Below are 23,687 nucleotides of genomic sequence, written 5' to 3'. Positions count from 1 at the left end.
CGATAGCGGTTCACGCGTAGATTCAAGGTGATAGAGCGTCTCCGGCGCGCCGGTTGGCGGCCGCGCTCTGGTCACGGGAGGGACGAAATGACGAAAGACAATCCTGGTTTCAACACGCTCGCAATCCATGCGGGGGCGCAACCTGACCCAACCACGGGTGCACGGGCAACGCCGATCTACCAGACGACGAGCTTCGTCTTCAACGACACCGACCATGCGGCGGCACTCTTCGGTCTCCAGCAGTTCGGCAACATCTATACCCGCATCATGAACCCGACGCAGGCAGTGCTCGAAGAGCGTATTGCCGCGCTCGAAGGCGGCACGGCGGCGCTCGCCGTCGCCTCCGGCCACGCCGCACAGCTCCTCGTCTTCCACACGATCATGAGCCCGGGCGACAATTTCATTGCCGCCAACCGTCTTTATGGTGGCTCGGTCAACCAGTTCGGCCACGCCTTCAAGTCCTTCGACTGGCAGGTCCGCTGGGCCGACCCTGCCGATCCGGCTTCCTTTGAGGCGAAGATCGATCGGCGCACCAAGGCGATCTTCATCGAGAGCCTCGCCAATCCCGGCGGCACCTTCGTTGATATTGCCGCCATCGCCGAGGTTGCGCGCAAGCACGACTTGCCGCTGATCGTCGACAACACCATGGCCACACCTTACCTGTTGCGGCCGCTGGAGCATGGCGCCGATATCGTCGTGCATTCGCTGACGAAGTTCATCGGCGGCCACGGCAACTCCATGGGCGGCGTCATCGTCGATGGCGGTACCTTCGACTGGTCGAAGTCCGGCAAGTATCCGATGCTGTCCGAACCGCGTCCGGAGTATGCCGGCGTCGTGCTGCATCAGACCTTCGGTAACATCGCCTTCGCCATCGCCGCGCGCGTCCTCGGCCTGCGCGACTTCGGTCCGGCGATCTCGCCGTTCAATGCCTTCATGCTGGTGACCGGCTCTGAAACGCTGCCGCTGCGCATGCAGCGCCATTGCGACAACGCACTTGCGGTCGCCAAGTGGCTGAAGACGCACGACAAGATTTCCTGGGTCAACTATGCCGGGCTGGAGGACGACCCGAACCACGCCCTGCAGCAGCGCTATTCGCCGAAGGGCGCCGGTGCCGTCTTCACCTTCGGGCTCAAGGGTGGCTACGAGGCGGGCAAGCGTTTCGTCGAGGGGCTGGAAATGTTCTCGCACCTCGCCAATATCGGCGACACGCGCTCGCTCGTCATTCACCCAGCCTCGACCACGCACCGCCAGCTGACGCCCGAGCAGCAGGTGGCGGCCGGTGCCGGCCCTGACGTCGTGCGCCTGTCGGTCGGCATTGAGGATGTCTCGGACATCATCGCCGATCTCGAACAGTCGTTGGCAAAGCTTTGAAACACTAGCCGCGAAGGGCGCGTCAGCGCGCTCTTCGCAAAGGTGCCAAGATGACGAATATGCAGAAGTTTGACTTGTCCACCGTCGAGGCGGAAATCGGTACGCCGGCGGCCGACCGGCTCATCTCAGGCGCGCCGCAGTTCAAGACCTGGAACCTTGAGGAGGCCGAAGGCGGTCTCTATGCCGGGGTCTGGGAATCGACGCCCGGCAAGTGGCGGATCGTCTACGAGGAGTGGGAATACTTCCACATCCTCTCAGGCTATTCGATCGTCACGCAGGATGGCGGCGAAGCGGCGTATCTGCGCGCCGGCGACAGCATGATCCTGCGGCCCGGCTTTGAGGGCACCTGGGAGGTCGTGGAGACGACCCGCAAGGACTATGTCATCCGTCTGTGATCGCCGGGGCACCGGAGATCAGTCTTCGGTGCTCGTCACCAGACGAGGTCGAGGCGTTCCAGGCCGTGAAAATGGAACGCGTCCTTAACCTCGGGCTCGTTCTTCAGCCGCATGTTCGGCAGGCGCTGAAACAGGATAGGCAGCGCCAGATTGAGCTCCAGCCGGGCAAGCGGCGCGCCGATACAGAAATGCAGGCCCGCTCCGAAAGAGACATTGGCGCCTTCGTCGCGCGTCGGCCGGAACGCGTTCGGTCCGGTGAACTTCTTCGGGTCCACATTCGCCGCTCCGAGCAGCAGGCCGATCTTGTCGCCCTTTCGCAGAGTGACGCCTTCATCGAGTTCGATATCCGAGAGCGCATAACGCTGGAAAATATGCAGCGGTGCCGCAAAGCGCAGACACTCCTCCACCGTCAGCGCGGTTGCCGTCTCCGTAGCAAACAGGTCTTTCGCCGAAAGCCCGGATTGCAGGATTGTCTTCACCGCGTTGCCGATCTGGTGCACGGTCGCCTCGTGACCTGCATTGAGGAGGAGGGCGGTGGTCGAGACCAGCTCCGCCTCCGACAGCCGCTCGCCATCCTTTTCCGAGGTAATCATGTGCGTCAGCAGGTCGTCTGCGGGGGTGCGGCTCTTCTCGGCGATGATGCCGCGCAGATAGTAGGCAAAATCTGCGGAGGCTTGGTTAGCGTCGAGTTCGGTCTCGTAGCTCGGGTTGAAGACATACATCCGGACCATGCGATGCGACCAGTCGAGCAGATCGGGCGCCGCTTCGACGGGAATGCCGAGCATGCGGGCGATGATGGTCACGGGAAGCGTTTCGGCAAAGCTTTTCAGCAGTTCGACCTCGCCGTCATCGGCAAAGCCGTCGATGAGGGCATGCGACAGTTGCTCGATGTCCGGCCGCAGCTGTTCGATCTGCCGCGAGACGAAGGCCCGGTTGACGAGCGTGCGCAGCCGCGTGTGCGCCGGTGGTTCGAGTTCCAGCAGCGAATGCTCTTCGAGCGCGTCGAAATTCTTCAGATGCGGCTTCGGCAGCGGCAGGCCGAGTTCGTCGCGTGTCGCCACATGCAGTATCTGCCGGCCGAAGCGTCGGTCGCGCAAAAGCGCGTTCACCAGGTCGTAGCCGGCGAAATACCATTGCTGACGTTCCTCCCAGAAGAAGGCCGGGCACTGCGCATGGATCTCGGCATAGGCTGCGAGCGGATCACGGTAGAAGGCTGGATCGCGCGCGTTGATGGAAACGCGCCTCAGCGTGCGGTCGATGGAAATGGCAGGCATGGCAGCGGCTCTTCGCGGACTTCAATGGTCCCTATGTCTAAGGGAACCGCGGTTCGGCCGGCAAGGGCGGATATCGGCAGCCGCGGCCATCGGGGCGTTGACAGCACGTGCCATGGCGGCCAATCTCTGCTGGCTGCGTAGGGCGCATCGGCAGAGGGCTGAAAGGGCAACGCCCGCCTACGGAACACAGACCGTAGTTGCGCCCATGCCAAACCTTGAAAACCTGAAGAAGCAGGCGAAGCAATACCTCAGATGGCATCGCGACCAATACTATCCGGTCGCAGCCGAGATCAGGGCTGCCTTGCCGCGCTTCCGCGATCTTGACGACGAGACCATTCTCAAGTCGGAGTTCAAGCTCGCCGACGCGCAGGAACTGATCGCGCGTCAATCGGGGTTCGACAGTTGGCAGGCGCTCAAATCAGGAGCCCTGACAATGACCATGCAATCCAAACCCGCCACACCGCAGCCGGTGCTGCAATCGACAGCCGCGCAGTTGTTCGTTGCCGATATCAGCGCCGCGTGCGACTTCTTCACCGAGAAGCTCGGCTTTGCGGTCGATTTCGTCTACGGCGATCCGCCCTTCTACGGGCAGGTGATCCGGGACAATGCTCGGCTCGCTCTGCGTCTCGTCTGCGAACCCGTCTTCGTCGGCGACATCCGGGAGCGCGAGCACCTGCTTTCCGCCTCCATCGCCCTCGATACCGCCAATGACATCAAGCAATTGTTCCTGAGCTACCAGTCGGCCGGGGTCTTTTTTCACCAAACGTTGCGCACGGAACCCTGGGGCGCACGGACGTTTATCGTGCTCGATCCCGACGGAAATCTGATCCTGTTTGCAGGGCCGGCCGATTGAACGAAAGCGCGGGAAGGGGCGCCGGTAGCGCGCGTTTGTTGCCGGCGTCCGTATCTCCAGGCGTGCTATCCGCGGGGAACAAACTTCCGCTTTCCTCCCTTTTTCTGTGGCACCAGGCGACCTATTTGCGCATGATGCGGCCAGCAAGCAGGGAGCGGCATGGGAAAAAACCAGTCCAGTCTATCGGCGGGGATCGTCGCTGCGATCCGCAAGAGACGCCCCACCGTCGTTCATCGCGAAGCCGCGGTCAGCCGTGGCGATATCGTCATCGCCTCCTACAACATCCACAAATGCGTCGGCACCGACGGGCGCTTCGACCCCGGTCGTACCGCCAATGTCATCGGTGAGTTGGGCGCAGATATCGTCGCGCTTCAGGAGGCCGACCAGCGGTTCGGTGAGCGTGCCGGTCTGCTCGATCTCGAGCATTTGCGCCGCGAGGCACACCTTGTTTCGGTGCCGATTTCCGGCTTTTCGACCAAGGGGCATGGCTGGCACGGCAATGTCCTGCTGCTGCGTGAGGGCGCCGTTTCCGACGTGCGGCAGCTCAAGCTGCCCGGCGTGGAACCGCGCGGTGCGCTGGTCGTCGATCTCGATCTGAAAGTGGGGCCGCTGCGCATCATCGCCGCCCATCTAGGACTTCTGCGGCATTCGCGTGCCCAGCAGGCCGAGGCGATCCTCGAGGCAGCGTCCGACGCGAACGGGCGGCCGACGCTGCTCATCGGCGACCTTAATGAATGGCGGATGGGGCGGCGTTCATCGCTGTCCTTCCTCAGCCCGGTATTCGATCCGTCCCACGCGACGGTCGCCAGTTTTCCCTCACGCTTTCCCCTGTTGCCGCTCGACCGTGTGCTCGGAAACCCGCATAGCCTGGTGACGTCGGTCGCCGTGCACGATTCGCCGTTGGCGCGGATCGCCTCGGATCATCTGCCGGTAAAGGCCTCGATCGACCTGAAGGCGGCGCAGCCGGAACAAAGAGACGGCCGACGGCTCGAAGCCGGGCGTACGGGGGCGGCCTAAAGGCACGGGCGAGTTTTCGATGGGATCCTCTATCCTGTTCACCGTTGCCGCCATCCTCGGACTGGTTGTGGCGACGGTTCTCTATGTCTACGGCCGGTTCGGCCGCCGCCCGCACGGGCCGCCGTCAAGCGCACTCCCGCTGGCCGATGCCGGCACGGAGCTCGACCGATATGTGGCGCCGCTCGTTGCGGGGCAGGCGGGTGCCAATGGGGTGGCGCTTGTTTCCGATAATATCGAGGCCCTGGTGGTCAGAGCGCACGCAGCACGGCGCGCCGGACGCAGCCTCGACCTGCAGTACTACTACTGGAAGGGCGACCTGACCGGTCTTCTTCTCGCCCGCGAGATCCTGGCCGCCGCGGACCGTGGCGTGCGCGTCCGGCTGCTGCTCGACGACATCAATGCGGGCATCCATGACCGAATGTGCATCGCGCTCGACGCCCATCCCCATATCGACGTACGGCTCTTCAATCCGAGCCGGGCGCGCACCGACCGCTTTCGCCGCGGCTTCGAAATGGCGATCCGCGCCTTCAGCGCCACGCGCCGCATGCACAACAAGCTCTGGGTAGCCGACGGCCGCGTTGCGATAGCCGGCGGCCGCAACATCGGAGACGCCTATTTCGATGCCGCCGAGCTCTCCAATTTCCGTGACCTCGATGTCTGGATGGTCGGACCCGTGCTGGAGCAGGCGTCTGCCATGTTCGACCGCTACTGGAACAGCACATCCGTGCTCCCGATCGCGGCGCTGCGCACGCCGCGCAAGCAGTATCTGCCGGCACTGCGCGATTCCGTCGAAGGATTGGCGCGCACGCCGGCAGGCCGGTTCTATCTCGAGCGCGTCGACAAGGCGGTTGAAGAGGCGGAGATCTACCAAGGCACACGGCGGCTTCACTGGAGTTCCGAGATCCGTGTGGCATCCGATCCGCCGGAAAAGGCGCTGATGCAGCGGCGCCAGAACTGGCTGTTGCGCGAACTCTTTCCGCTGATCGAGGCAGCCACGCGGGACTTGCGGATAATCTCGCCCTATTTCATTCCCGGCGTTGCCGGCACGCGGGAACTCGCCGCCATTGTTTCGCGCGGCGCTCGCGTGGCGGTCCTGACCAATTCGCTTGCAGCGACCGACGTTGCCGCCGTTCACGGCGGTTATGTCAAATATCGCCGGAAGCTCATCCGGGCCGGCGTCGCGCTCTTCGAGTTGAAGGAGCAGGGCGATGTCGCCGAGGGACACCGCATGACATTGTTCGGACGCCGCAACGCGAGCCTGCACAGCAAGGCGTTCGTGGTCGATGGCCTGAACGGTTTTGTCGGCTCGATGAACTTCGATCCGCGCTCCGCTTCACTCAACACGGAAATGGGCGTCGTCTTTCAGGATGCGGCACTCGCCGGCGAACTGGCTTCCATGTTCGAGGAGGAAACTTCGCCGTCGATCAGCTACCGGGTCGACATCGAAGGATCGCGTCTTGTCTGGCGTGATCGCGCCAATGGCTCCGAGCGGCTGGTGCGCCACGAGCCGGACGCCAGCCTGGCAAGGCGCATGATCGCCGGGGTAATCCGTGTGCTGCCGATCGAGTCGCAGCTGTGAACAGCGCCCAGGTTCGCGGATTTCCCCTTCGTTTACCGATATCACCGAAGCCTGTGTGCAGAGTTTGCGTCCATGGCCTCAACCGAGGATATCGATGGAAAAATGTTCTATCGCCAACCATGTGTGGAGGACGGCCGAACTTCGAAGCAAAGCGGACCTTCGATTAAGCTTATCGAAGCTTCGCGACTTGAAGTGAAGGGTGTTGACACTCTATGTAGGAGCAGAAGGTAAATCCCGTGATTCCCGGTTCGCAAAGGTTTTGCGAACCCGATTGATGAAGGTTCGATATGAGAAATCCCGTTGATACCGCCCTGGCACTGGTGCCGATGGTTGTTGAACAGACCAACCGCGGTGAACGTTCCTACGATATCTTTTCGCGCCTTCTGAAGGAGCGCATCATCTTCGTGACCGGCCCGGTCGAAGACCAGATGGCAACGCTCGTCTGCGCCCAGCTTCTTTTCCTTGAAGCGGAAAACCCGAAGAAGGAAATCGCGCTCTACATCAATTCGCCGGGCGGCGTCGTCACGTCGGGCATGGCGATCTACGACACGATGCAGTTCATCAAGCCGGCCGTTTCGACGCTCTGCGTCGGTCAGGCCGCCTCGATGGGTTCGCTGCTCCTGGCCGCCGGCCACAAGGACATGCGTTTCGCGACGCCGAACGCGCGCATCATGGTTCACCAGCCCTCGGGCGGTTTCCAGGGCCAGGCCTCGGATATCGAGCGCCACGCCAAGGACATCCTGAAGATGAAGCGCCGCCTCAACGAGGTCTACGTCAAGCACTGCGGACGGACCTATGAAGAGGTTGAGCAGACGCTCGATCGCGATCATTTCATGAATGCGGACGAAGCTCTGAGCTGGGGCCTTGTCGACAAGGTTCTGACCTCGCGCGAAGAGATCGAGGGCGGCGAGCAGGCCTGATAACGCGCATTTGTGTCGGGATAGATGTAATTGTGACACAATTGTAATGGCTCAAGGGCTTTATCGACAGGGTAAAGCCGGTAATATGAACCATTAATGCTATGTTGGAATCTGTCAGCGTAGTGTTCGTTCGGAGTTGGGAGAGTCGTTGCGACTGCGTCGGGCGTTTACGCCTGGGGCGGTGAGTACTCCCGGAAGCCCTGTTTGAGGTTGAGGCTCAGGGCAAATTGAGTGGTCCGCGATACTTATCTTGAAAGTGTCCGGCGTGCTGGAAGGAAGTGGAAATGAGCAAGGTCAGCGGAAGCAACGGCGGTGACTCGAAGAATACACTTTATTGTTCGTTCTGCGGCAAGAGCCAGCACGAAGTCCGAAAACTGATTGCCGGACCGACCGTGTTCATCTGCGATGAATGCGTCGAACTGTGCATGGATATCATCCGCGAAGAGAACAAGACCTCGATGGTCAAGTCCCGCGACGGTGTTCCGACCCCTCAGGAAATCATCAAGGTTCTGGACGAATACGTCATCGGCCAGCAGCAGGCGAAGCGCATCCTGTCGGTCGCCGTTCACAACCATTACAAGCGCCTGGCGCACGCCGCCAAGGGAAGCGACGTCGAGCTTGCGAAGTCGAACATCATGCTGGTCGGCCCGACCGGCTGCGGCAAGACCTATCTCGCCCAGACGCTCGCCCGCATCATCGACGTGCCGTTCACCATGGCCGACGCAACGACGCTGACCGAAGCCGGTTATGTCGGTGAAGACGTCGAGAACATTATCCTGAAGCTGCTTCAGGCTGCCGACTACAACGTCGAGCGCGCCCAGCGCGGCATCGTCTACATCGACGAAGTCGACAAGATTTCGCGCAAGTCCGACAACCCGTCGATAACCCGCGACGTATCGGGCGAGGGCGTGCAGCAGGCGCTTCTGAAGATCATGGAAGGCACGGTTGCCTCGGTACCGCCGCAGGGCGGCCGCAAGCATCCGCAGCAGGAATTCCTGCAGGTGGATACGACCAACATCCTGTTCATCTGCGGCGGTGCCTTCGCCGGCCTCGACAAGATCATCTCCGCCCGTGGCGAGAAGACCTCGATCGGTTTCGGCGCAACGGTCCGCTCGCCGGAGGATCGCCGTGTAGGCGAAGTTCTGCGCGAACTGGAGCCGGAAGATCTCGTCAAGTTCGGCCTGATCCCGGAATTCATCGGTCGTCTGCCGGTTCTGGCGACGCTCGAAGATCTCGATGAAGATGCGCTGATCCAGATCCTGTCCGAACCGAAGAACGCTCTGATCAAGCAGTACCAGCGCCTGTTCGAGATGGAAGACGTCGAACTGACCTTCCACGAGGACGCGCTTCGCGAGATCGCGCGTCGGGCGATCGTGCGCAAGACCGGTGCCCGTGGCCTTCGCTCCATCATGGAGAAGATCCTGCTCGACACCATGTTCGAGCTGCCGACGCTCGAAGGCGTGCGCGAAGTGGTCATCTCGGACGAGGTGGTCAAGGGCGCTGCTCGGCCGCTCTACATCTACTCGGAACGGTCGGACGAAAAGACCAACGTTTCGGCCTGAGCGTCCTGAATTATCCTTTGAGAAGCCCGCCTCGTGCGGGCTTTTTCATGTCTGCTTCATGTGTTCACACTTAGCTGTTGAGACACCTGCGCCGGGGCGCAGATTTCACAATTCGATTGTTGCTAAAGTGCCGCAAACAACGCAATGATGTGACGATTCAATGAAGGACCTTAATGGTTGCGGTCCATGAGCTTGTAGTCCGTCGCAAGGTCCGCAACAGCATTGATGCGTAGTCAGAAGGACCCGGCCACTGTTTGTGGATGTCTGCGTCGAGCCTTGAAATGGACGCGGTCGCACTCCACTTTCATGTGGAAAATATGACAGCCGGGAGTGCCTTTAGGGCTCCCGGATACGGGCCCGAAATCGGGACGGAAAGGAAATGACATGACGAACAAAACGTCACCGGCGACTGAAAGCGCGACCTACCCGGTCCTGCCGCTCCGCGACATCGTAGTCTTCCCGCATATGATCGTGCCGCTTTTCGTCGGCCGCGAAAAATCGATCCGTGCGCTTGAGGAAGTCATGGGCACCGACAAGCAGATCATGCTTGCCACCCAGATCAACGCCACCGACGACGATCCGGAACCGTCCGCGATCTACGAAGTCGGCACAATCGCCAACGTTCTGCAACTGCTGAAGCTGCCCGACGGCACCGTCAAGGTACTGGTCGAGGGCCGCGCGCGCGCCAAAATCGACGGCTACACGCCGCGCGAGGAATTCTATGAGGCTGCGGCGCATAGCCTGAGCGAGCCGGAGGAAGATCCGGTCGAGATCGAGGCGCTCAGCCGCTCGGTCGTCTCCGAATTCGAAAGCTACGTAAAGCTCAACAAGAAAATCTCTCCCGAGGTCGTCGGCGTTGCCAGCCAGATCGAGGACTATTCGAAGCTGGCCGACACGGTTGCTTCGCACCTGTCGATCAAGATCGTCGAAAAGCAGGAAATGCTGGAGACCACCAGCGTGAAGATGCGCCTGGAAAAGGCGCTCGGCTTCATGGAAGGCGAGATCTCCGTCCTGCAGGTGGAAAAGCGCATCCGCTCGCGCGTCAAGCGCCAGATGGAGAAGACCCAGCGCGAGTACTACCTCAACGAACAGATGAAGGCGATCCAGAAGGAACTCGGCGACGGCGAAGACGGCCGCGACGAGATGGCCGAGCTCGAAGAGCGTATCGCCAAGACCAAGCTTTCCAAGGAAGCGCGCGAAAAGGCTGATGCAGAGCTGAAGAAGCTGCGCCAGATGAGCCCGATGTCGGCGGAAGCCACCGTCGTTCGCAACTACCTGGATTGGCTGCTCGGCCTGCCCTGGGGCAAGAAGTCGAAGATCAAGACCGACCTGAACCATGCCGAGGAAGTGCTCAACGTCGATCATTTCGGCCTCGACAAGGTCAAGGAGCGCATCGTCGAGTATCTCGCCGTGCAGGCGCGTTCGACCAAGATCAAGGGCCCCATCCTGTGCCTCGTCGGCCCTCCGGGCGTCGGCAAGACCTCGCTCGCCAAGTCGATCGCCAAGGCGACCGGCCGCGAATATGTGCGCATGGCGCTGGGCGGCGTTCGTGACGAAGCCGAGATCCGTGGCCACCGCCGCACCTATATCGGCTCGATGCCGGGCAAGGTCGTTCAGTCGATGAAGAAGGCGAAGCGGTCCAATCCGCTGTTCCTGCTCGACGAAATCGACAAGATGGGCCAGGACTTCCGCGGCGATCCGTCGTCGGCGCTGCTCGAGGTGCTGGATCCGGAACAGAACTCGACCTTCATGGACCACTACCTGGAGGTCGAATACGACCTGTCCAACGTGATGTTCATCACCACCGCCAACACGCTGAATATCCCGGCGCCGTTGATGGACCGCATGGAAGTGATCCGCATCGCCGGCTACACGGAAGAGGAAAAGCTGGAAATCGCCAAGCGGCATCTGCTGCCGAAGGCGATCCGCGACCACGCGCTGCAGCCGAAGGAATTCTCGGTCACAGACGGCGCGCTGATGGCGGTCATCCAGACCTACACCCGCGAAGCCGGTGTGCGTAACTTCGAACGCGAGTTGATGAAGCTCGCCCGCAAGGCCGTGACCGAGATCATCAAGGGCAAGGCCAAGAAGGTCGAAGTGAACGCTGCCAACATCAACGACTATCTGGGCGTTCCGCGCTTCCGCCACGGCGAAGCCGAACGTGACGATCAGATCGGTGTTGTCACCGGTCTCGCATGGACTGAGGTCGGCGGCGAGCTTCTGACGATCGAAGGCGTCATGATGCCCGGCAAGGGCCGCATGACCGTCACCGGCAACCTGCGCGACGTGATGAAGGAATCGATTTCCGCGGCGGCTTCTTATGTCCGCTCGCGCGCAATCGACTTCGGCATCGAACCGCCGCTGTTCGACAAGCGTGACATCCACGTGCACGTACCGGAAGGTGCGACGCCGAAGGATGGCCCTTCGGCCGGCGTCGCCATGGCAACCACGATCGTGTCGATCATGACCGGCATCCCGATCTCCAAGGATGTTGCAATGACAGGCGAGATCACGCTGCGCGGCCGCGTGCTGCCGATCGGCGGTCTGAAAGAGAAGCTCCTGGCAGCGCTGCGGGGCGGCATCAAGAAGGTGCTGATCCCGGAAGAGAACGCCAAGGATCTCGCCGAGATCCCGGACAACGTGAAGAACGCGCTCGAAATCATCCCGGTTTCGCGGGTGGGCGAAGTGCTCGAACACGCTCTGGTGCGCATGCCGGAACCGATCGATTGGGACCCGGCAAACGAGCCGGCAACCGTAGCACCGGTTGATTCGCAGGACGAAGCAGGCTCCTCCGTCGCCCACTGACGGGGGCTTGAAAATGGGTGCAGCCGGCTCGCGCGGCGCTCATTTTGCAGAAAAATTGGGAAGACCGGCCATTGGCCGGTCTTTTTTGTTGTAAAAGCGCCCTGCAAGCCTTGCATTCCAAGGGATTAGGCGCAATTGGGAAAGGCAAGACGCGGGCGAAGCGCAAGCCGCCGCGCCTTAAAACACAGTCGTTTCGAACCAATCTGAAAGGGGTGGAAACATGAACAAAAATGAGCTCGTGTCTGCCGTTGCTGAGAAGGCCGGACTTTCCAAGACCGACGCATCTTCTGCAGTTGATGCAGTTTTCGAGACCATCCAGGCTGAGCTGAAGAACGGCGGCGACATTCGCCTGGTCGGCTTCGGCAACTTCTCGGTTTCGCGCCGCGAAGCCTCGAAGGGCCGTAACCCGTCCACGGGTGCGGAAGTTGACATCCCGGCACGCAACGTGCCGAAGTTCACGGCCGGCAAGGGCCTGAAGGATGCCGTCAACGGCTGATGAGATTTGCTTGGCGGCCGGACACGAGGCCGGCAGTCCAGGTATTCGAGGGTTCGGCGCAAGCCGGACCCTTTCGCATTTTGGGGGCAGCCCTTGCGGGTGTCCGTCATTTGCTCTAGGGCTTGCCCATTCTCAGGGCGGGGTGAAAGTCCCCACCGGCGGTAAGGGCATGACAGCGCGGCGTCTTGGAGACGCGCGAAGGTGGCCCAAGCCCGCGAGCGCCTTTCCTCGATTTTTGGGGAGAGGGTCAGCAGATCCGGTGCAACTCCGGAGCCGACGGTCATAGTCCGGATGAAAGAGAATGGTCGCTGGCACGAAGGGCAGGGATGCCCGGCGTCGTGCCGTGCGCTCATGCGTCCTGATTTGTGTTTGGTCCGCTTTCAGGGTGCATGACATGAATCAGACTTCCCTCGGCTTTTCCTCCTCGCGCGCCATGGCCGGAGCCGGCTTCATGGTGTTGGCCGGGATCGCTTTCGCCGGCCTCAATGTCGTCACCCAATGGCTGACGATGAAGCTCGGTTTTCCAGCCACCGCCATGGCGTTCTGGCAATATGCCTTCGCCTTCCTCTTCTCACTGCCGTTTCTGCGACGCGTCGGGCTGTCGGCCATGCGCACCGACTATCCCTGGCGTCACGTCGCGCGCGTGGTGTTGGCCGCCTTCGGTGTGGGGGCCTGGGTCTCCGGTCTGGCGCACGTGCCGATCTGGCAGGCGATCGCGCTGGTCATGACCTCGCCGTTCTTCATCATCCTCGGCGCCCGCCTGTTTCTCGGCGAACGCGTCGGCGCGGCGCGTTGGGCCGCGACCGCGGTCGGTTTCGCCGGGGCGATGATCATTCTCGAACCGTGGTCGGACAGCTTCAGCTGGGCCGCCCTTTTGCCGATCCTATCGGCGCTGTTGTGGGGCGCTTCGTCGCTCATCACCAAGAGCCTCACAAGTATCGAGCGCCCCGAAACGATCACCGTATGGCTGCTTGTGCTTCTGACGCCGATCAACGGCGCCATCGCGCTTTCGGCCGGCTTCACCATGCCGGATGGGACAGCACTCGGCTTCCTGCTTCTCGCCGGGATACTGACCGTAGTCGCACAATATCTGCTGACGCTCGCCTATACTGTTGCCGACGCTGCCTACGTGCAGCCCTTCGACGATCTGAAGCTGCCGCTTAACGTCTTTGCGGGCTGGCTGGTCTTCGGTTACGCGCCGACAGGATATCTTTGGGTCGGCGCAGTGCTGATCCTTGGCGCCTCGCTGTTCATCATGCGCAACGAGATGCGGCGCGAGCGCGCCGCGCCTGCAACCGGAACGGTGTAAAACCCAAGCGTTGTCATTCGGCTGTCATCGGCATCGCGCAGAACCCCCATGTTTTCAGTGTTCGCACATGGGGGATTTCATGACCATCACTTCGCGCGTGACCGCGCTTGCGGCCGTTCTTCTTGCATCCGCAGCATTTCCTGCGGCGGCCGAGCCCGTCTTCAACCGCATTGCATCCTTTGCTGTTGCCGATAACCTGCCGGAAGGCGATGCGCGCAAGGCGCCGACATCTGCCGAAATCATCACGGCCAGCGAAGACGGCAACACGCTTGTCTATTCCGACAGCCCCGGCAAGCGCGTCGGCCTGATCGACATCACCGATGCCAAGGCGCCGAAGGCAGCCGGCACGGTCTCTTTTGACGGCGAGCCGACCTCGGTCACCATCGCCGGTGCAAAGGCACTCGTCGCGGTCAACACGCGCGAAAGCTACGTCAAGCCTTCGGGGCTTCTTGCGATCGTCGATCTGGCCTCGAAGAAAGTCGATGCGACCTGCGATCTCGGCGGCCAGCCGGATTCGATCGCCGTCAACAAGGACCGCACGCTGGCGGCCATCGCCATCGAGAACGAGCGCGATGAAGAGCTGAACGACGGCAAGATCCCGCAGATGCCGGCCGGCGACCTCGTCATCTTGTCTTTGAAGGATGGTGTTGCCGATTGCGGTTCGCTGAAGCGCGTGACGCTGACCGGTCTTGCCGAAATCGCCGGTGAAGACCCGGAGCCGGAATTCGTTTCCTTCAACGGCAAGGACGAGATCGCGCTGACGCTGCAGGAGAACAACCACATCGTCATCATCGACGGCAAGACAGGAACGGTGAAGACGCATTTCTCTGCCGGCACGGTCGACCTCAAGAACATCGACACCAAGCGCAACGGCGCGATTGCCTTCAAGGACGAGCAGCCGGGCCGCAAGCGCGAGCCCGACGCGGTGAAGTGGCTCGACGACAACCGCATCGTTGTTGCCAACGAAGGCGACTATGAAGGCGGTTCGCGCGGTTTCACGATCTTCGACACCACCGGCAAGGTGCTCTTCGAATCGGGCGCGAGCTTGGAGCATGCGATTGCCGCCATCGGCCACTATCCGGAGAAGCGCTCTTCGGCCAAGGGCGTTGAGCCCGAGGGCCTGGAAGCGGCGAAGTTCGGTGACGACAACCTGTTCTTCGTTCTGTCCGAGCGTGCCTCGATCGTCGGCGTCTACAAGGATACGGGCGCCGAGCCTGAGCTGCTGCAGCTCCTGCCGTCGGGCATCTCGCCGGAAGGCGCCGTCGCGATCCCCGCGCGCAATCTGTTTGCGACCGCAAACGAAGTCGATCTCGTCGAGGACGGCGGCGCGCGCTCGCACGTGATGATCTATGAGCGTGCCGAGGGCGAAGCGGTCTATCCGCAGATCCGCTCCGCCGAGAAGGATGGCCTGCCGATCGGCTTCGGCGCACTCTCCGGTCTCGCTGCCGTCGCCGACAAGCCCGGCTTCCTGCGCGCCGTCAACGATTCGGTCTACTCGTCGCAGCCCACGATCTTCACCATCGACGCCACCCAGAAGCCGGCGCTGATCACCGAAGCGCTCGCCATCACCCGCGATGGCGCACCGGCGCAGAAGCTCGACATCGAAGGCATCGCCAATGACGGGGAAGGGGGCTTCTGGCTTGCGTCGGAAGGCAACTCCGACAAGCTCTACAGCCACGCGATCTTCCACGTGAACAAGAAGGGCGAGATCAAGAAGGAAATCGCCCTGCCGGAAGCGCTGCGTGCCGGCGAAACCCGCTTTGGCTTCGAAGGCATCACCGTTGTAGGCGAAGGCGACGAGCAGACGCTGTGGATGGCGGTTCAGCGCGAATGGAAGGATGACGAGAAGGGCTTCGTCAAGCTCGTCTCCTACAACCTGAAGAGCGAAGAATGGGGCGCCGTGCGCTACCCACTCGAAAAGGCCGGTGACGGCTGGGTTGGTCTGTCGGAAATTTCCGTCCACGGCGACTATGCCTATGTCATCGAGCGCGACAACCTGATCGGTCAGGCTGCCAAGCTGAAGACGATCTATCGCGTTGCGCTCTCGGAACTGAAGCCAGCTGCCCTTGGCGGTGAACTGCCCGTCGTCAAGAAGGAAGAGGTTCGTGACCTCATTCCGGAACTGAAGGCGCTGAATGGCTACGTCGTCGACAAGGTCGAAGGCTTCACCGTCGATGCCGCCGGCAACGGCTATGTCGTCACCGACAATGACGGCGTCGACGACTCCTCTGGCGAAACCCTGTTCTTCTCCATTGGCGCCATCAACGCGATGTAAGCGTTACCGCCCGGAGAAAACGGGAGAGGCCGGGACATGACGTCCCGGCCTCTTTCTGTTTCGGCACTTGTGATTTGCGACGAGCGAGAACGCTCCTAGCGGGCGATCGCGATCTGCGCTGCCTCTTCGGCCTCATCCTTGCGCTTACGGATCTCGTCCGTCCGGTCGACCAGCTTGCCGACGATATCAAAGAGCGCGTCGAGTTCTTCGTCGTCGAGGGCCGAGAAGATCTCCTCGAGCAGCTGCTTGCGCGGATGCTCTGCGGCTTCCAGTACGACGCGGCCCGTTTCGGTGATCGAGACGATCTTGGCGCGCCGGTCTTCAGGATCGGGCTTGCGCATGACCAGGCGGTCACGCTCCAGGCCGTCGATCGCTTCGGTGACGGTGCGCGGCGCGAAGTTCAGCGCACAGGCGATGTCGGTCGAACGACAGGGGCCGAGCTTGCTGAGGAAGAAGAGGAACTTGCTGCGCGCCAGCGACACGCCTTCCTCGGTCATCGATTCGTTCACCAGCCGGTGAACCCGGTGGTAAAGCTCGAACAGTCTATCGGAAACTTCAAATGTCTTCTTCATGATCGTCGCTGGAATTTCATGAGGTGCCATGTGAAATGGCAGTAACATTAGTGATAGTTATAATTGCCGCATTTGTCGACACAAACCTCCGGCGTTTCACGGTAACTCCATCGCCGACAAAGAAACGGCCGCCATTTCTGGCGGCCGTTTCACTTGATGCGGCAAGAAATTCTCGCGACAGGCGACCGTTTGCGCGTCACACGACTTGCGCGTCGCCTCCGATCGCGATCAGGCGGCCCAGCGCGCGCCGTTGGTCGACTGGGCGTAGCCGTGACCGCCAGCCTCGGCGAGCGTGAAGCGCGCGATCAGTTCGCGCAGACGGCCGGCTTCCTGGGCAAGCGTCGCGCTTGCCGCATTGGCTTCCTCGACCATCGCCGCGTTCTGCTGGGTGACCTGGTCCATCTGGTTGACTGCCGTATTGACCTCGGAGAGCCCGGCGGACTGTTCCTGTGCCGAGACGGCGATCGCGTCCATATGCTGGTTGATCGTGACGATGAAGCCTTCGATCGTGCGCAGAGCCTCGCCGGTTTCGCGCACGAGACGGACGCCGCTTTCGACTTCAACGGCGGAGTTGCGGATCAGATCCTTGATCTCCTTGGCCGCGTTGGCCGAGCGCTGGGCAAGCTCGCGTACTTCCTGGGCGACGACGGCGAAACCCTTACCGGCATCACCGGCACGCGCTGCTTCGACGCCGGCGTTGAGCGCCAGCAGGTTGGTCTGGAAAGCGATCTCGTCGATGACGCCGATGATGTTGGAGATCTGGCTCGACGAATGCTCGATGCGGCCCATCGCATCGACTGCGCCCGACACGATCGCGCCAGACTTGCGGGCACTTTCGTTGGCCTGGCCGGCAACGCTGCGGGCCTCGTGGGTGCGCTTTGACGAATTGCCGACATTGACGGTGATCTGGTCGAGTGCTGCCGCCGTTTCTTCCAGCGACGCTGCCTGCTGCTCGGTCCGGCGCGACAGGTCGTCGGCGCTCTGGCTGACTTCACGGGCACCGCTGTCGATGTTGCCCGATGCTGACGAGACGGCGGCAAGCGTGTCGGCGAGCTGGGCGACAGCCTGGTTCAGGTCGTGACGCAGTTGCTCGAAATCGGGCGAGAAGGGTTCGTTGAGCTGGAAGGCGAGATCGCCCGAAGCAAGGCGGCGCAGGCCGCTCGCAAGACCGGCGGTGGCTTCCTGAAGGCGGCGCTGGGCTGCTGCTTCCGCTTCTTCCGTCACGCGCAGACGCTCGGCTTCCGCCTTGGCGCGCTGTGTCTGGGCGTCGGCTTCGAGATGCTGATTGGCGATCGCCGCCTGGCGGAAGACCTCGACTGCACGGGCCATCTCGCCGATTTCGTCCTTGCGGGCGCCATAGGGGATGCTGCTGTCGGTGTCACCTTCGGCAAGGCGTGCCATCGAGCGGGTGATGATCTGGATCGGGCGAGCGATGCCGCGCACGGCATAGAGGATGGCGCCGAGCACGATGACGGCGGCAAGGGCGATGACGCCGATCTCGATCATGCGGATCTGGTCATGCGTGGCCGAGCTTGCGGCAACGGCGGCATCCGCGCCGGCGAGGTTCAGCGCCCGCATTTCCTTGATCGCCTCGTCGACCTTGCCTTCGGTCTCGCGCATCTCGACCTTGAAGACGCTCTGCGCCTTCATGTTCTCGAGGTTGTTGGAGAGCTTGACCATGCCTTCGGCGACGGAGAGATAGGCCTGATAGGCAGTCCGGACATTGTCGAGCGCCGCCTTGTCGGCATCGGTGACCATCAGGCTCGAATATTCGTCGGCGAGCTTGTTGAAGCCTGCGACGGTCTCACCGATGACCTTTTCCGCTGCCTTCTTTTCAAACGGCGTCAGGGAAATCAGATGGCGGGCAAACGCCATGCGGGTATCGGAAAGCTGCGTTTCGAGCGCGCGTGAAAGCGAGACGCGCGGTAGCCAGGTGGTGGCGATCTCGTTGTTGCGCTCGTTCATCATCTTGATGCCGCCGAGAGATGAAACGGCAAGCGCCGAGACGATAACGGCGACCACGAGGAAAAGGGCAATAAGCGTGTGGGAAATCTTGAGCCGTGACATGGTACCCCCGGAAGGACGGCCGTCCGTAAAACTGTACTTGAATTAAGTCATTCCGGCTCTTGATCGTCATGACGGAGCGGATAGCCGAAGCAGGAATCATTCCGGTGCCTGGACGCGCTTGAAACGCAGCCGGGGCAAACCTATCGAACAAGATGTTACAAAATCCCTAATCGATTAAAGTGAGTATAATCTGATATTTGCAGGTAGCGCCGCGATGTCTTGAACAGACGATGTTAACAAGCGCCGCCAACCGCATTTGTATTAGCGCCGCCTTTACTTCAGCAGGCTGAAATATGCTTGCCGGTAGCCTGCGCATTTCGCAAGTGGATGACGTGTGACGGCTGATTGACGGGCGGTGGCGGGACGGCCATGGTCGGCCATGCCCTTCCGTTTCGTCCATACCGCAGACCTGCATCTCGATTCGCCTCTCCGCAGCCTCGCCCTTAGAAATGCCGACCTCGCAGAGATCGTGCGCGGGGCGTCGCGGCAGGCTATGGTCAAGATCGTCGATCTCTGCATCGCCGAAGAGGCCGATGCCCTGCTGATTGCCGGCGATCTATATGACGGCAGCCAGACGTCGATGAACACGGCCCTGTTTCTCGGGCGGGAACTGCGCCGGCTGGATGAACACGGCATCCGCGTCTTCATCATCCGCGGCAACCACGACGCCCAGTCGCAGGTCACCAATGAACTGACCCTGCCGCCATCCGCCCACGTCTTCAAGGGCAGGGCAAAGGCGGTGGTCGCCAAGACGCTGGCAAGCGGTCGCGACGTCTATGTGCACGGCGTAAGCTTCGCCAGCCCGCATGCGCCCGAAAGCCTGCTTCCGGCCTTCCAGCCGCCGGTGCCCGGCGCGGTGAACATCGGCATGCTGCACACGAGCCTCGCAGGTGCCGCGGGTCACGATCTCTATGCCCCCTGCAGCGTCGCCGATCTCGTTGCCCATGGCTTCGATTACTGGGCACTCGGCCACATCCACCAGCGGCAGGTCCACGCGGCGGAGCCCTTCATCGTCATGCCGGGTATGCCGCAGGGTCGCGACATCAATGAAGTCGGCGTGAAGAGCGTGTCGTTCGTCACGGTCGACGACGACGGCCATGTCAGTCTTGCCGAGCGGGCGATCGGCATCGCCAGCTTCGAACGCCTTCGTGTCGATCTGACGGGCATCACGGAATGGCGCGACATGCTCGATGCCGTCAGGCAGGCGCTTTCGCGCACCTGTGGTGAAGCGGCGGCAGAGAACGTCATCCTGCGTCTGACGCTCGCCGGCGCGACGCCCTTGGCCTGGCGCCTTCGCCGTGACGCGGACCTGTTGCGGGCGGAGATCGACAACATTGCCGCCGGCATCGCCGGCTGCTGGATCGAGAAGGTCGAACTCACCTGCGGCAACGCCCGGACCGAAAAACCGGGCGCCATGCTCGATCCCGTCGAAGAGCTGGCGGCGCTCGTCGAAGCGGACGTCTTGCCGGCGCACGGGTTTCGCCAGGACGTGCTGGCGGCCGTGGAAGACGTCCTGCAACAGCTTCCGCCCGAGCTTCGCCAATCGCTGGCGCCGGACGAAGAGGCGGTCGCGCGGCTGGCGTTTGAAGCCGGTGTGTCGGGAACCGCCGAGGTGCTCGCCCATCTTCATGGCGGTGGCGCCGGCGAGGGTGGCCACTGATGCGGATCAGCGCGCTCGATCTCGTCCGCTACGGCAAGTTTACCGATCGTCGCCTTGACTTCGGCGATGGCGTGCCCGGCACTCCCGACCTCCACATCGTCTACGGCCCGAACGAGGCTGGAAAATCGACTCTGTTTTCCGGTTTTCTCGACCTACTCTTCGGCATCGAGCATTCGAGCCCCTACGGCTTCCTGCACCCTTACCAGACGATGCGCGTGGGCGGCACGATCGAAGCGGCCGGCCGCAGCGATCGGGTCTTCCGCATCAAGAGAAAGACGAATTCACTGGTCGGCCTCGACGACCAGCCCTTGCCCGACAACACGTTTTCCGGAGCGCTCGGCGCGATCGATCGCGACACCTACCAGATGATGTTCTCGCTGGACGACGAGAGCATCGAGAAGGGCGGCGAGGCGATCCTGAAAAGCGAGGGCGAACTCGGGTCACTGCTGTTTTCGGCGAGCTCGGGCCTGCCGGACAGCACGGCGATCCTTGCAGCCCTGCGCGGGCAGGCCGACGGCTTCTACCGGCCACAGGCGCGCAAGCATCAGCTTGCGGAACTGAAAGGCGAGCTTGAGGCCCTGAGGGTCGAACGCAATGCGCTCGATATCAATGCACGCGAATATGCGGCGCTGCGCAAGACGCTGACGCAGGCGCGTGAACGCCACGACGAAGCGATCACGCGTCGAGCCGAGTTGCGGCTGGCGCGGGCCCGCCTGAAAGCCGAGGTCGAAGCGTTGCCCCATTTCGGCAGGCTTCGCGCCCTCCGTGCGGAACTGGCGGGCGCTCCGCCGCTGCCGGTACCGCCAGCGGAGTGGGCGAGTGAACTGCCGGCGCTTCGGCGCCAGGAGGCGGAGACCGAGATCAGGCTACGACAGATCGACAGCGAGATGCAGCATCGCCGCGATGCGCTCGAGGAAATGCCGCTCGACAAGGAAGGCCTCTGCCTGATCGAGCGCCTGACCGCGCTTCAGGAAACCGCGCTTGATGCGCGTTATGTCACCGCGGCGCGCGACATGCCGTCTCGATTGGAGGATCTGGCGCGGACCGGGGCAGAAATTCTTGGCTGCCTGTTGCGGCTCGGCGAACCGGCCGACCGCGATCCCGCGTCGCTTTTACTTGCGGCCGGGACCGGCGCGCAGCTTCAGGATTTGGCGCGCCGGCACTCGGCCCTCGTCGAGCGTGTCGCTTCGGCGCGCCTGGAGCTGCAGAGCGCCGTCGAAGCGGATCGGGACGCTGAAGGCGATTTGCTGCGGCTCGAAGAGCAGGGGGCAGCGGACGTCTCCGGGCTTGCCGAAAAGCTGTCGCTGTTGCGGCGCAGTGACTTCGTCCTGCGCAAGCAGGCGGCGCAACAGGCCATCGACCGGCTGGATGCGGAACTCGCCGACAAGCTCGTGCTGCTGAGGCCCTTTGCCGGAACAGCCGATGATCTTCTCGCGCTCGACGTTCCGTCGCCGGCAACGCTGGAGACCTGGCACAGGGCGGCTGCCAGCCAGGAGGAGCGGCATTTGCGAGTCGTCGACCGCATCGCTGCCGAGCAGGAGTTGCTGGCGGGGGACGAGGCGCGGCTGGCCGGGCTGTCCGCCGTTGGCGGCACGATGGACGATTTCTCGGCCTCAGCACTGCGTCAGCGCCGCAATGAAGCGTGGCGCCAGCACAAGGCGGAGCTTGCTCTGGAAACGGCCACTGCCTTCGAGCAGGTGATGAGCGAAGACGACGAGGTTTCCGCGCGACGCCTTGCGGACACGGCGCAGCTTGCCGACATGCGCGGCTTGTCGCTGTCGATCGCCGAGCGGCGTGCCCGCATCGCGACGCTGCGTCGGCAGGAGGAGCAATTTCTGGCCGACGCGACGACGCAAGCGCAGGTGTTGGCAACAGCCGTCTTGGCCTGCGGCTTACCTAGCGTGATGCGTCTGACGCAACTGGAGCCTTGGCTGACCACACGGCTTGCGGCGCTGGACCTGCGCGCGCATTTGCGCGCGGCGCGCCAGGATTTCGATCGCGCCCATTCCGAGGAGGCCGAAGCGATTGCCAGCTTGCGCGAGGAGCTTGCGGCTATAGATATCGGCGGACGCCTGCCGGAGCGGCTCGACAACCTTCTCCTTGCCGCCGAGCAGGCGGTGTCGCAGGCGCGTGCGCTGGAGGGCGCCCGCAACGCAGCCCGTGAGGCGGCAAAGCGGGCGCGAACGCTTCTGGAAAGCCGGCAGTCGGCGCTCGATCTGGCTGAAGACGCGATGGACGCGTGGCAAGAACAATGGTCGGAACTTCTTGCCAAAAGCTGGCTGGCCGCGCGGAGCGAACCGCTGACGCCAGAGCAGACCGGTCCGATGCTGGCGATCCTGCAGGAGCTCGATAAGCTGACGCAGCGCAAGGCCGACCTCGAATATCGCATCGCCGGCATGCGCAAGGACCAGGTTGAATTCGACCGCGCCATTGCCGAGCTTGCCTGCGGGACGGCCGCTGATGACACACTGACGACCTACATGACGTTGAAGACGCGCGCCGCCGAGGCGCAGCGGCTTTCGGATCGCCGCGCAACCTTCCTCGCCGAAATCGCCCGCCTGGAGGAAGAGCGGCGTGTCGCCTGTGCGAAGCGGGAGCTCCATGTGGCGCGCAGGCGGCAGGTGCTTGAATTCTTCGACTGCGAAACGCTCGATGAGGCCGCGCAGCTATTCGAGGCCGGCCGGGAACAGCAGCGCCTGCGTGAACGCATCGCCGAATCGGAGGCGGATCTTGCCTCCCGCCTTGATGTCGCCGAGAGCACGCAGGCGGAGGCTTTGCTCGCGGAACTCGATGACACGGCGGTGCGGCTGGAGCTGGCACGGCTGGATGCCGCACTCGAACAAAGCGACCGCGACGTCAGTGAACTGCATACGGAGATGCGGGAAAGAGAAAAGGCGCTCGCGGCTGTCGAAGGCGGCGACACGGTCGCAGAACTCGAACAGAAGCGGCGGACGTTGCTGCTCGACATCGAAAACAAGGCGCTTGCCTATCTGCGGCTTCGCGCCGGCGTCATCGCCGCCGAGACCGCGCTCCGGCTTTTCCGCGAGCGGCATCGCAGCGCAATGATGCGGCGCGCGTCGGAGACCTTCAGCCGGATCAGCGGCGGAGAATATTCCGGCCTGTCGGCGCAGTCCGACCGGGGACAGGAGTTCCTGATCGCCAATGCGTCGGCCGGCGGGTCGAAGCTTGCCAAGGATCTCTCCAAGGGCACGCGCTTTCAGCTCTATCTGGCGCTCAGAATCGCCGGCTATCACGAAATCGCAGCCGCGCGCGAATCGCTGCCCTTCATCGCCGACGACATCATGGAGACCTTCGACGACGGCCGCGCCGGCCGCGCCTTCGAGCAGATGGCAGAAATGGCCCGCGTCGGCCAGGTGATCTATCTGACGCACCACGAGCATCTTTGCGAGATCGCCCGTGAGGCCTGTCCGACTGTGACAATCCACAGGTTATGATAGGCTCGCGGGCGAGGTTGGGCCTGTCCGCCGTAGCGCACTTTCGCTGACGACGAGCGCCACACACGAAAATCGGA

At 62.5% G+C, this 23,687-nt stretch carries 16 protein-coding genes and 1 riboswitch; of the genes, 13 read left to right on the top strand and 3 right to left on the bottom strand.

Annotated features, from left to right (window positions below; genetic code table 11):
• The first annotated feature begins 87 nt into the window (after positions 1 to 87).
• Together BLU15_RS04985 and BLU15_RS04980 are read left to right on the top strand one after the other, a co-directional pair.
• Positions 88 to 1,371, top strand: coding sequence for an O-acetylhomoserine aminocarboxypropyltransferase (locus BLU15_RS04985; RefSeq protein WP_060580876.1), 1,284 nt, complete (start codon positions 88 to 90; stop codon positions 1,369 to 1,371).
• A 50-nt stretch (positions 1,372 to 1,421) separates the two neighbouring features.
• On the top strand, positions 1,422 to 1,766 hold the full coding sequence (locus BLU15_RS04980) for a cupin domain-containing protein (RefSeq protein WP_090294538.1): 345 nt from the start codon (positions 1,422 to 1,424) through the stop codon (positions 1,764 to 1,766).
• Between the two features lie 35 nt (positions 1,767 to 1,801).
• Here BLU15_RS04980 and BLU15_RS04975 read toward each other — a convergent pair whose 3' ends face one another.
• Positions 1,802 to 3,040: a cytochrome P450 gene (locus BLU15_RS04975; protein ID WP_090294536.1), complete on the bottom strand. Its 1,239-nt coding sequence runs from the start codon at positions 3,038 to 3,040 to the stop codon at positions 1,802 to 1,804.
• Between the two features lie 205 nt (positions 3,041 to 3,245).
• Between BLU15_RS04975 and BLU15_RS04970 the strand changes: the two genes are divergently transcribed.
• From BLU15_RS04970 to BLU15_RS04930, 9 genes are all read left to right on the top strand, one after another.
• A complete protein-coding gene (locus tag BLU15_RS04970; RefSeq protein WP_090294535.1) occupies positions 3,246 to 3,893 on the top strand; it encodes a VOC family protein in 648 nt (215 codons plus the stop codon).
• A gap of 159 nt (positions 3,894 to 4,052) precedes the next feature.
• A complete protein-coding gene (locus BLU15_RS04965; RefSeq protein WP_090294533.1) occupies positions 4,053 to 4,910 on the top strand; it encodes an endonuclease/exonuclease/phosphatase family protein in 858 nt (285 codons plus the stop codon).
• Between the two features lie 19 nt (positions 4,911 to 4,929).
• Entirely contained in the window at positions 4,930 to 6,489 is a 1,560-nt protein-coding gene (locus BLU15_RS04960; protein WP_090294531.1) for a phospholipase D family protein, read from the top strand.
• Between the two features lie 287 nt (positions 6,490 to 6,776).
• Entirely contained in the window at positions 6,777 to 7,409 is a 633-nt protein-coding gene (locus tag BLU15_RS04955) for an ATP-dependent Clp protease proteolytic subunit (protein ID WP_034803630.1), read from the top strand.
• A 284-nt stretch (positions 7,410 to 7,693) separates the two neighbouring features.
• Positions 7,694 to 8,971: an ATP-dependent Clp protease ATP-binding subunit ClpX gene (gene clpX / locus BLU15_RS04950; protein ID WP_034803621.1), complete on the top strand. Its 1,278-nt coding sequence runs from the start codon at positions 7,694 to 7,696 to the stop codon at positions 8,969 to 8,971.
• Between the two features lie 384 nt (positions 8,972 to 9,355).
• Positions 9,356 to 11,776, top strand: a complete 2,421-nt coding sequence (gene lon / locus BLU15_RS04945; protein ID WP_060522188.1) for an endopeptidase La — start codon at positions 9,356 to 9,358, stop codon at positions 11,774 to 11,776.
• A gap of 220 nt (positions 11,777 to 11,996) precedes the next feature.
• Positions 11,997 to 12,272 (top strand): DNA-binding protein HupB, encoded by a 276-nt coding sequence (gene hupB / locus BLU15_RS04940; RefSeq protein ID WP_034803616.1) that lies wholly within the window; start codon positions 11,997 to 11,999, stop codon positions 12,270 to 12,272.
• A gap of 124 nt (positions 12,273 to 12,396) precedes the next feature.
• Positions 12,397 to 12,579: riboswitch (FMN riboswitch) on the top strand.
• An 87-nt stretch (positions 12,580 to 12,666) separates the two neighbouring features.
• Positions 12,667 to 13,581: a DMT family transporter gene (locus tag BLU15_RS04935; protein WP_060606660.1), complete on the top strand. Its 915-nt coding sequence runs from the start codon at positions 12,667 to 12,669 to the stop codon at positions 13,579 to 13,581.
• A 67-nt stretch (positions 13,582 to 13,648) separates the two neighbouring features.
• Positions 13,649 to 15,856 (top strand): esterase-like activity of phytase family protein, encoded by a 2,208-nt coding sequence (locus BLU15_RS04930; protein ID WP_176960268.1) that lies wholly within the window; start codon positions 13,649 to 13,651, stop codon positions 15,854 to 15,856.
• A 95-nt stretch (positions 15,857 to 15,951) separates the two neighbouring features.
• On the opposite strand, the gene BLU15_RS04925 is transcribed toward BLU15_RS04930, so the two are convergent.
• Positions 15,952 to 16,428 (bottom strand): MarR family winged helix-turn-helix transcriptional regulator, encoded by a 477-nt coding sequence (locus BLU15_RS04925; RefSeq protein WP_034803611.1) that lies wholly within the window; start codon positions 16,426 to 16,428, stop codon positions 15,952 to 15,954.
• A 228-nt stretch (positions 16,429 to 16,656) separates the two neighbouring features.
• Entirely contained in the window at positions 16,657 to 18,495 is a 1,839-nt protein-coding gene (locus BLU15_RS04920) for a HAMP domain-containing methyl-accepting chemotaxis protein (RefSeq protein ID WP_090294529.1), read from the bottom strand.
• Positions 18,496 to 18,874: 379 nt separating this feature from the next.
• Between BLU15_RS04920 and BLU15_RS04915 the strand changes: the two genes are divergently transcribed.
• Positions 18,875 to 20,155: a metallophosphoesterase family protein gene (locus BLU15_RS04915; protein ID WP_090294527.1), complete on the top strand. Its 1,281-nt coding sequence runs from the start codon at positions 18,875 to 18,877 to the stop codon at positions 20,153 to 20,155.
• Positions 20,155 to 23,610 carry an ATP-binding protein gene (locus BLU15_RS04910; protein WP_090294526.1) on the top strand — a complete coding sequence of 1,152 codons (3,456 nt, stop codon included), beginning with the start codon at positions 20,155 to 20,157 and terminating at the stop codon, positions 23,608 to 23,610. The genes BLU15_RS04915 and BLU15_RS04910 overlap by 1 nt, the downstream gene beginning before the upstream one ends.
• Positions 23,611 to 23,687 lie beyond the last annotated feature (77 nt).

The sequence above is a fragment of the Ensifer sp. YR511 genome, assembly GCF_900103045.1.
Lineage (GTDB): Bacteria > Pseudomonadota > Alphaproteobacteria > Rhizobiales > Rhizobiaceae > Ensifer > Ensifer adhaerens.
The sequence above is the reverse complement of the archived record's forward strand: the minus strand, read 5'-3'. Positions and strand labels throughout refer to the sequence as shown.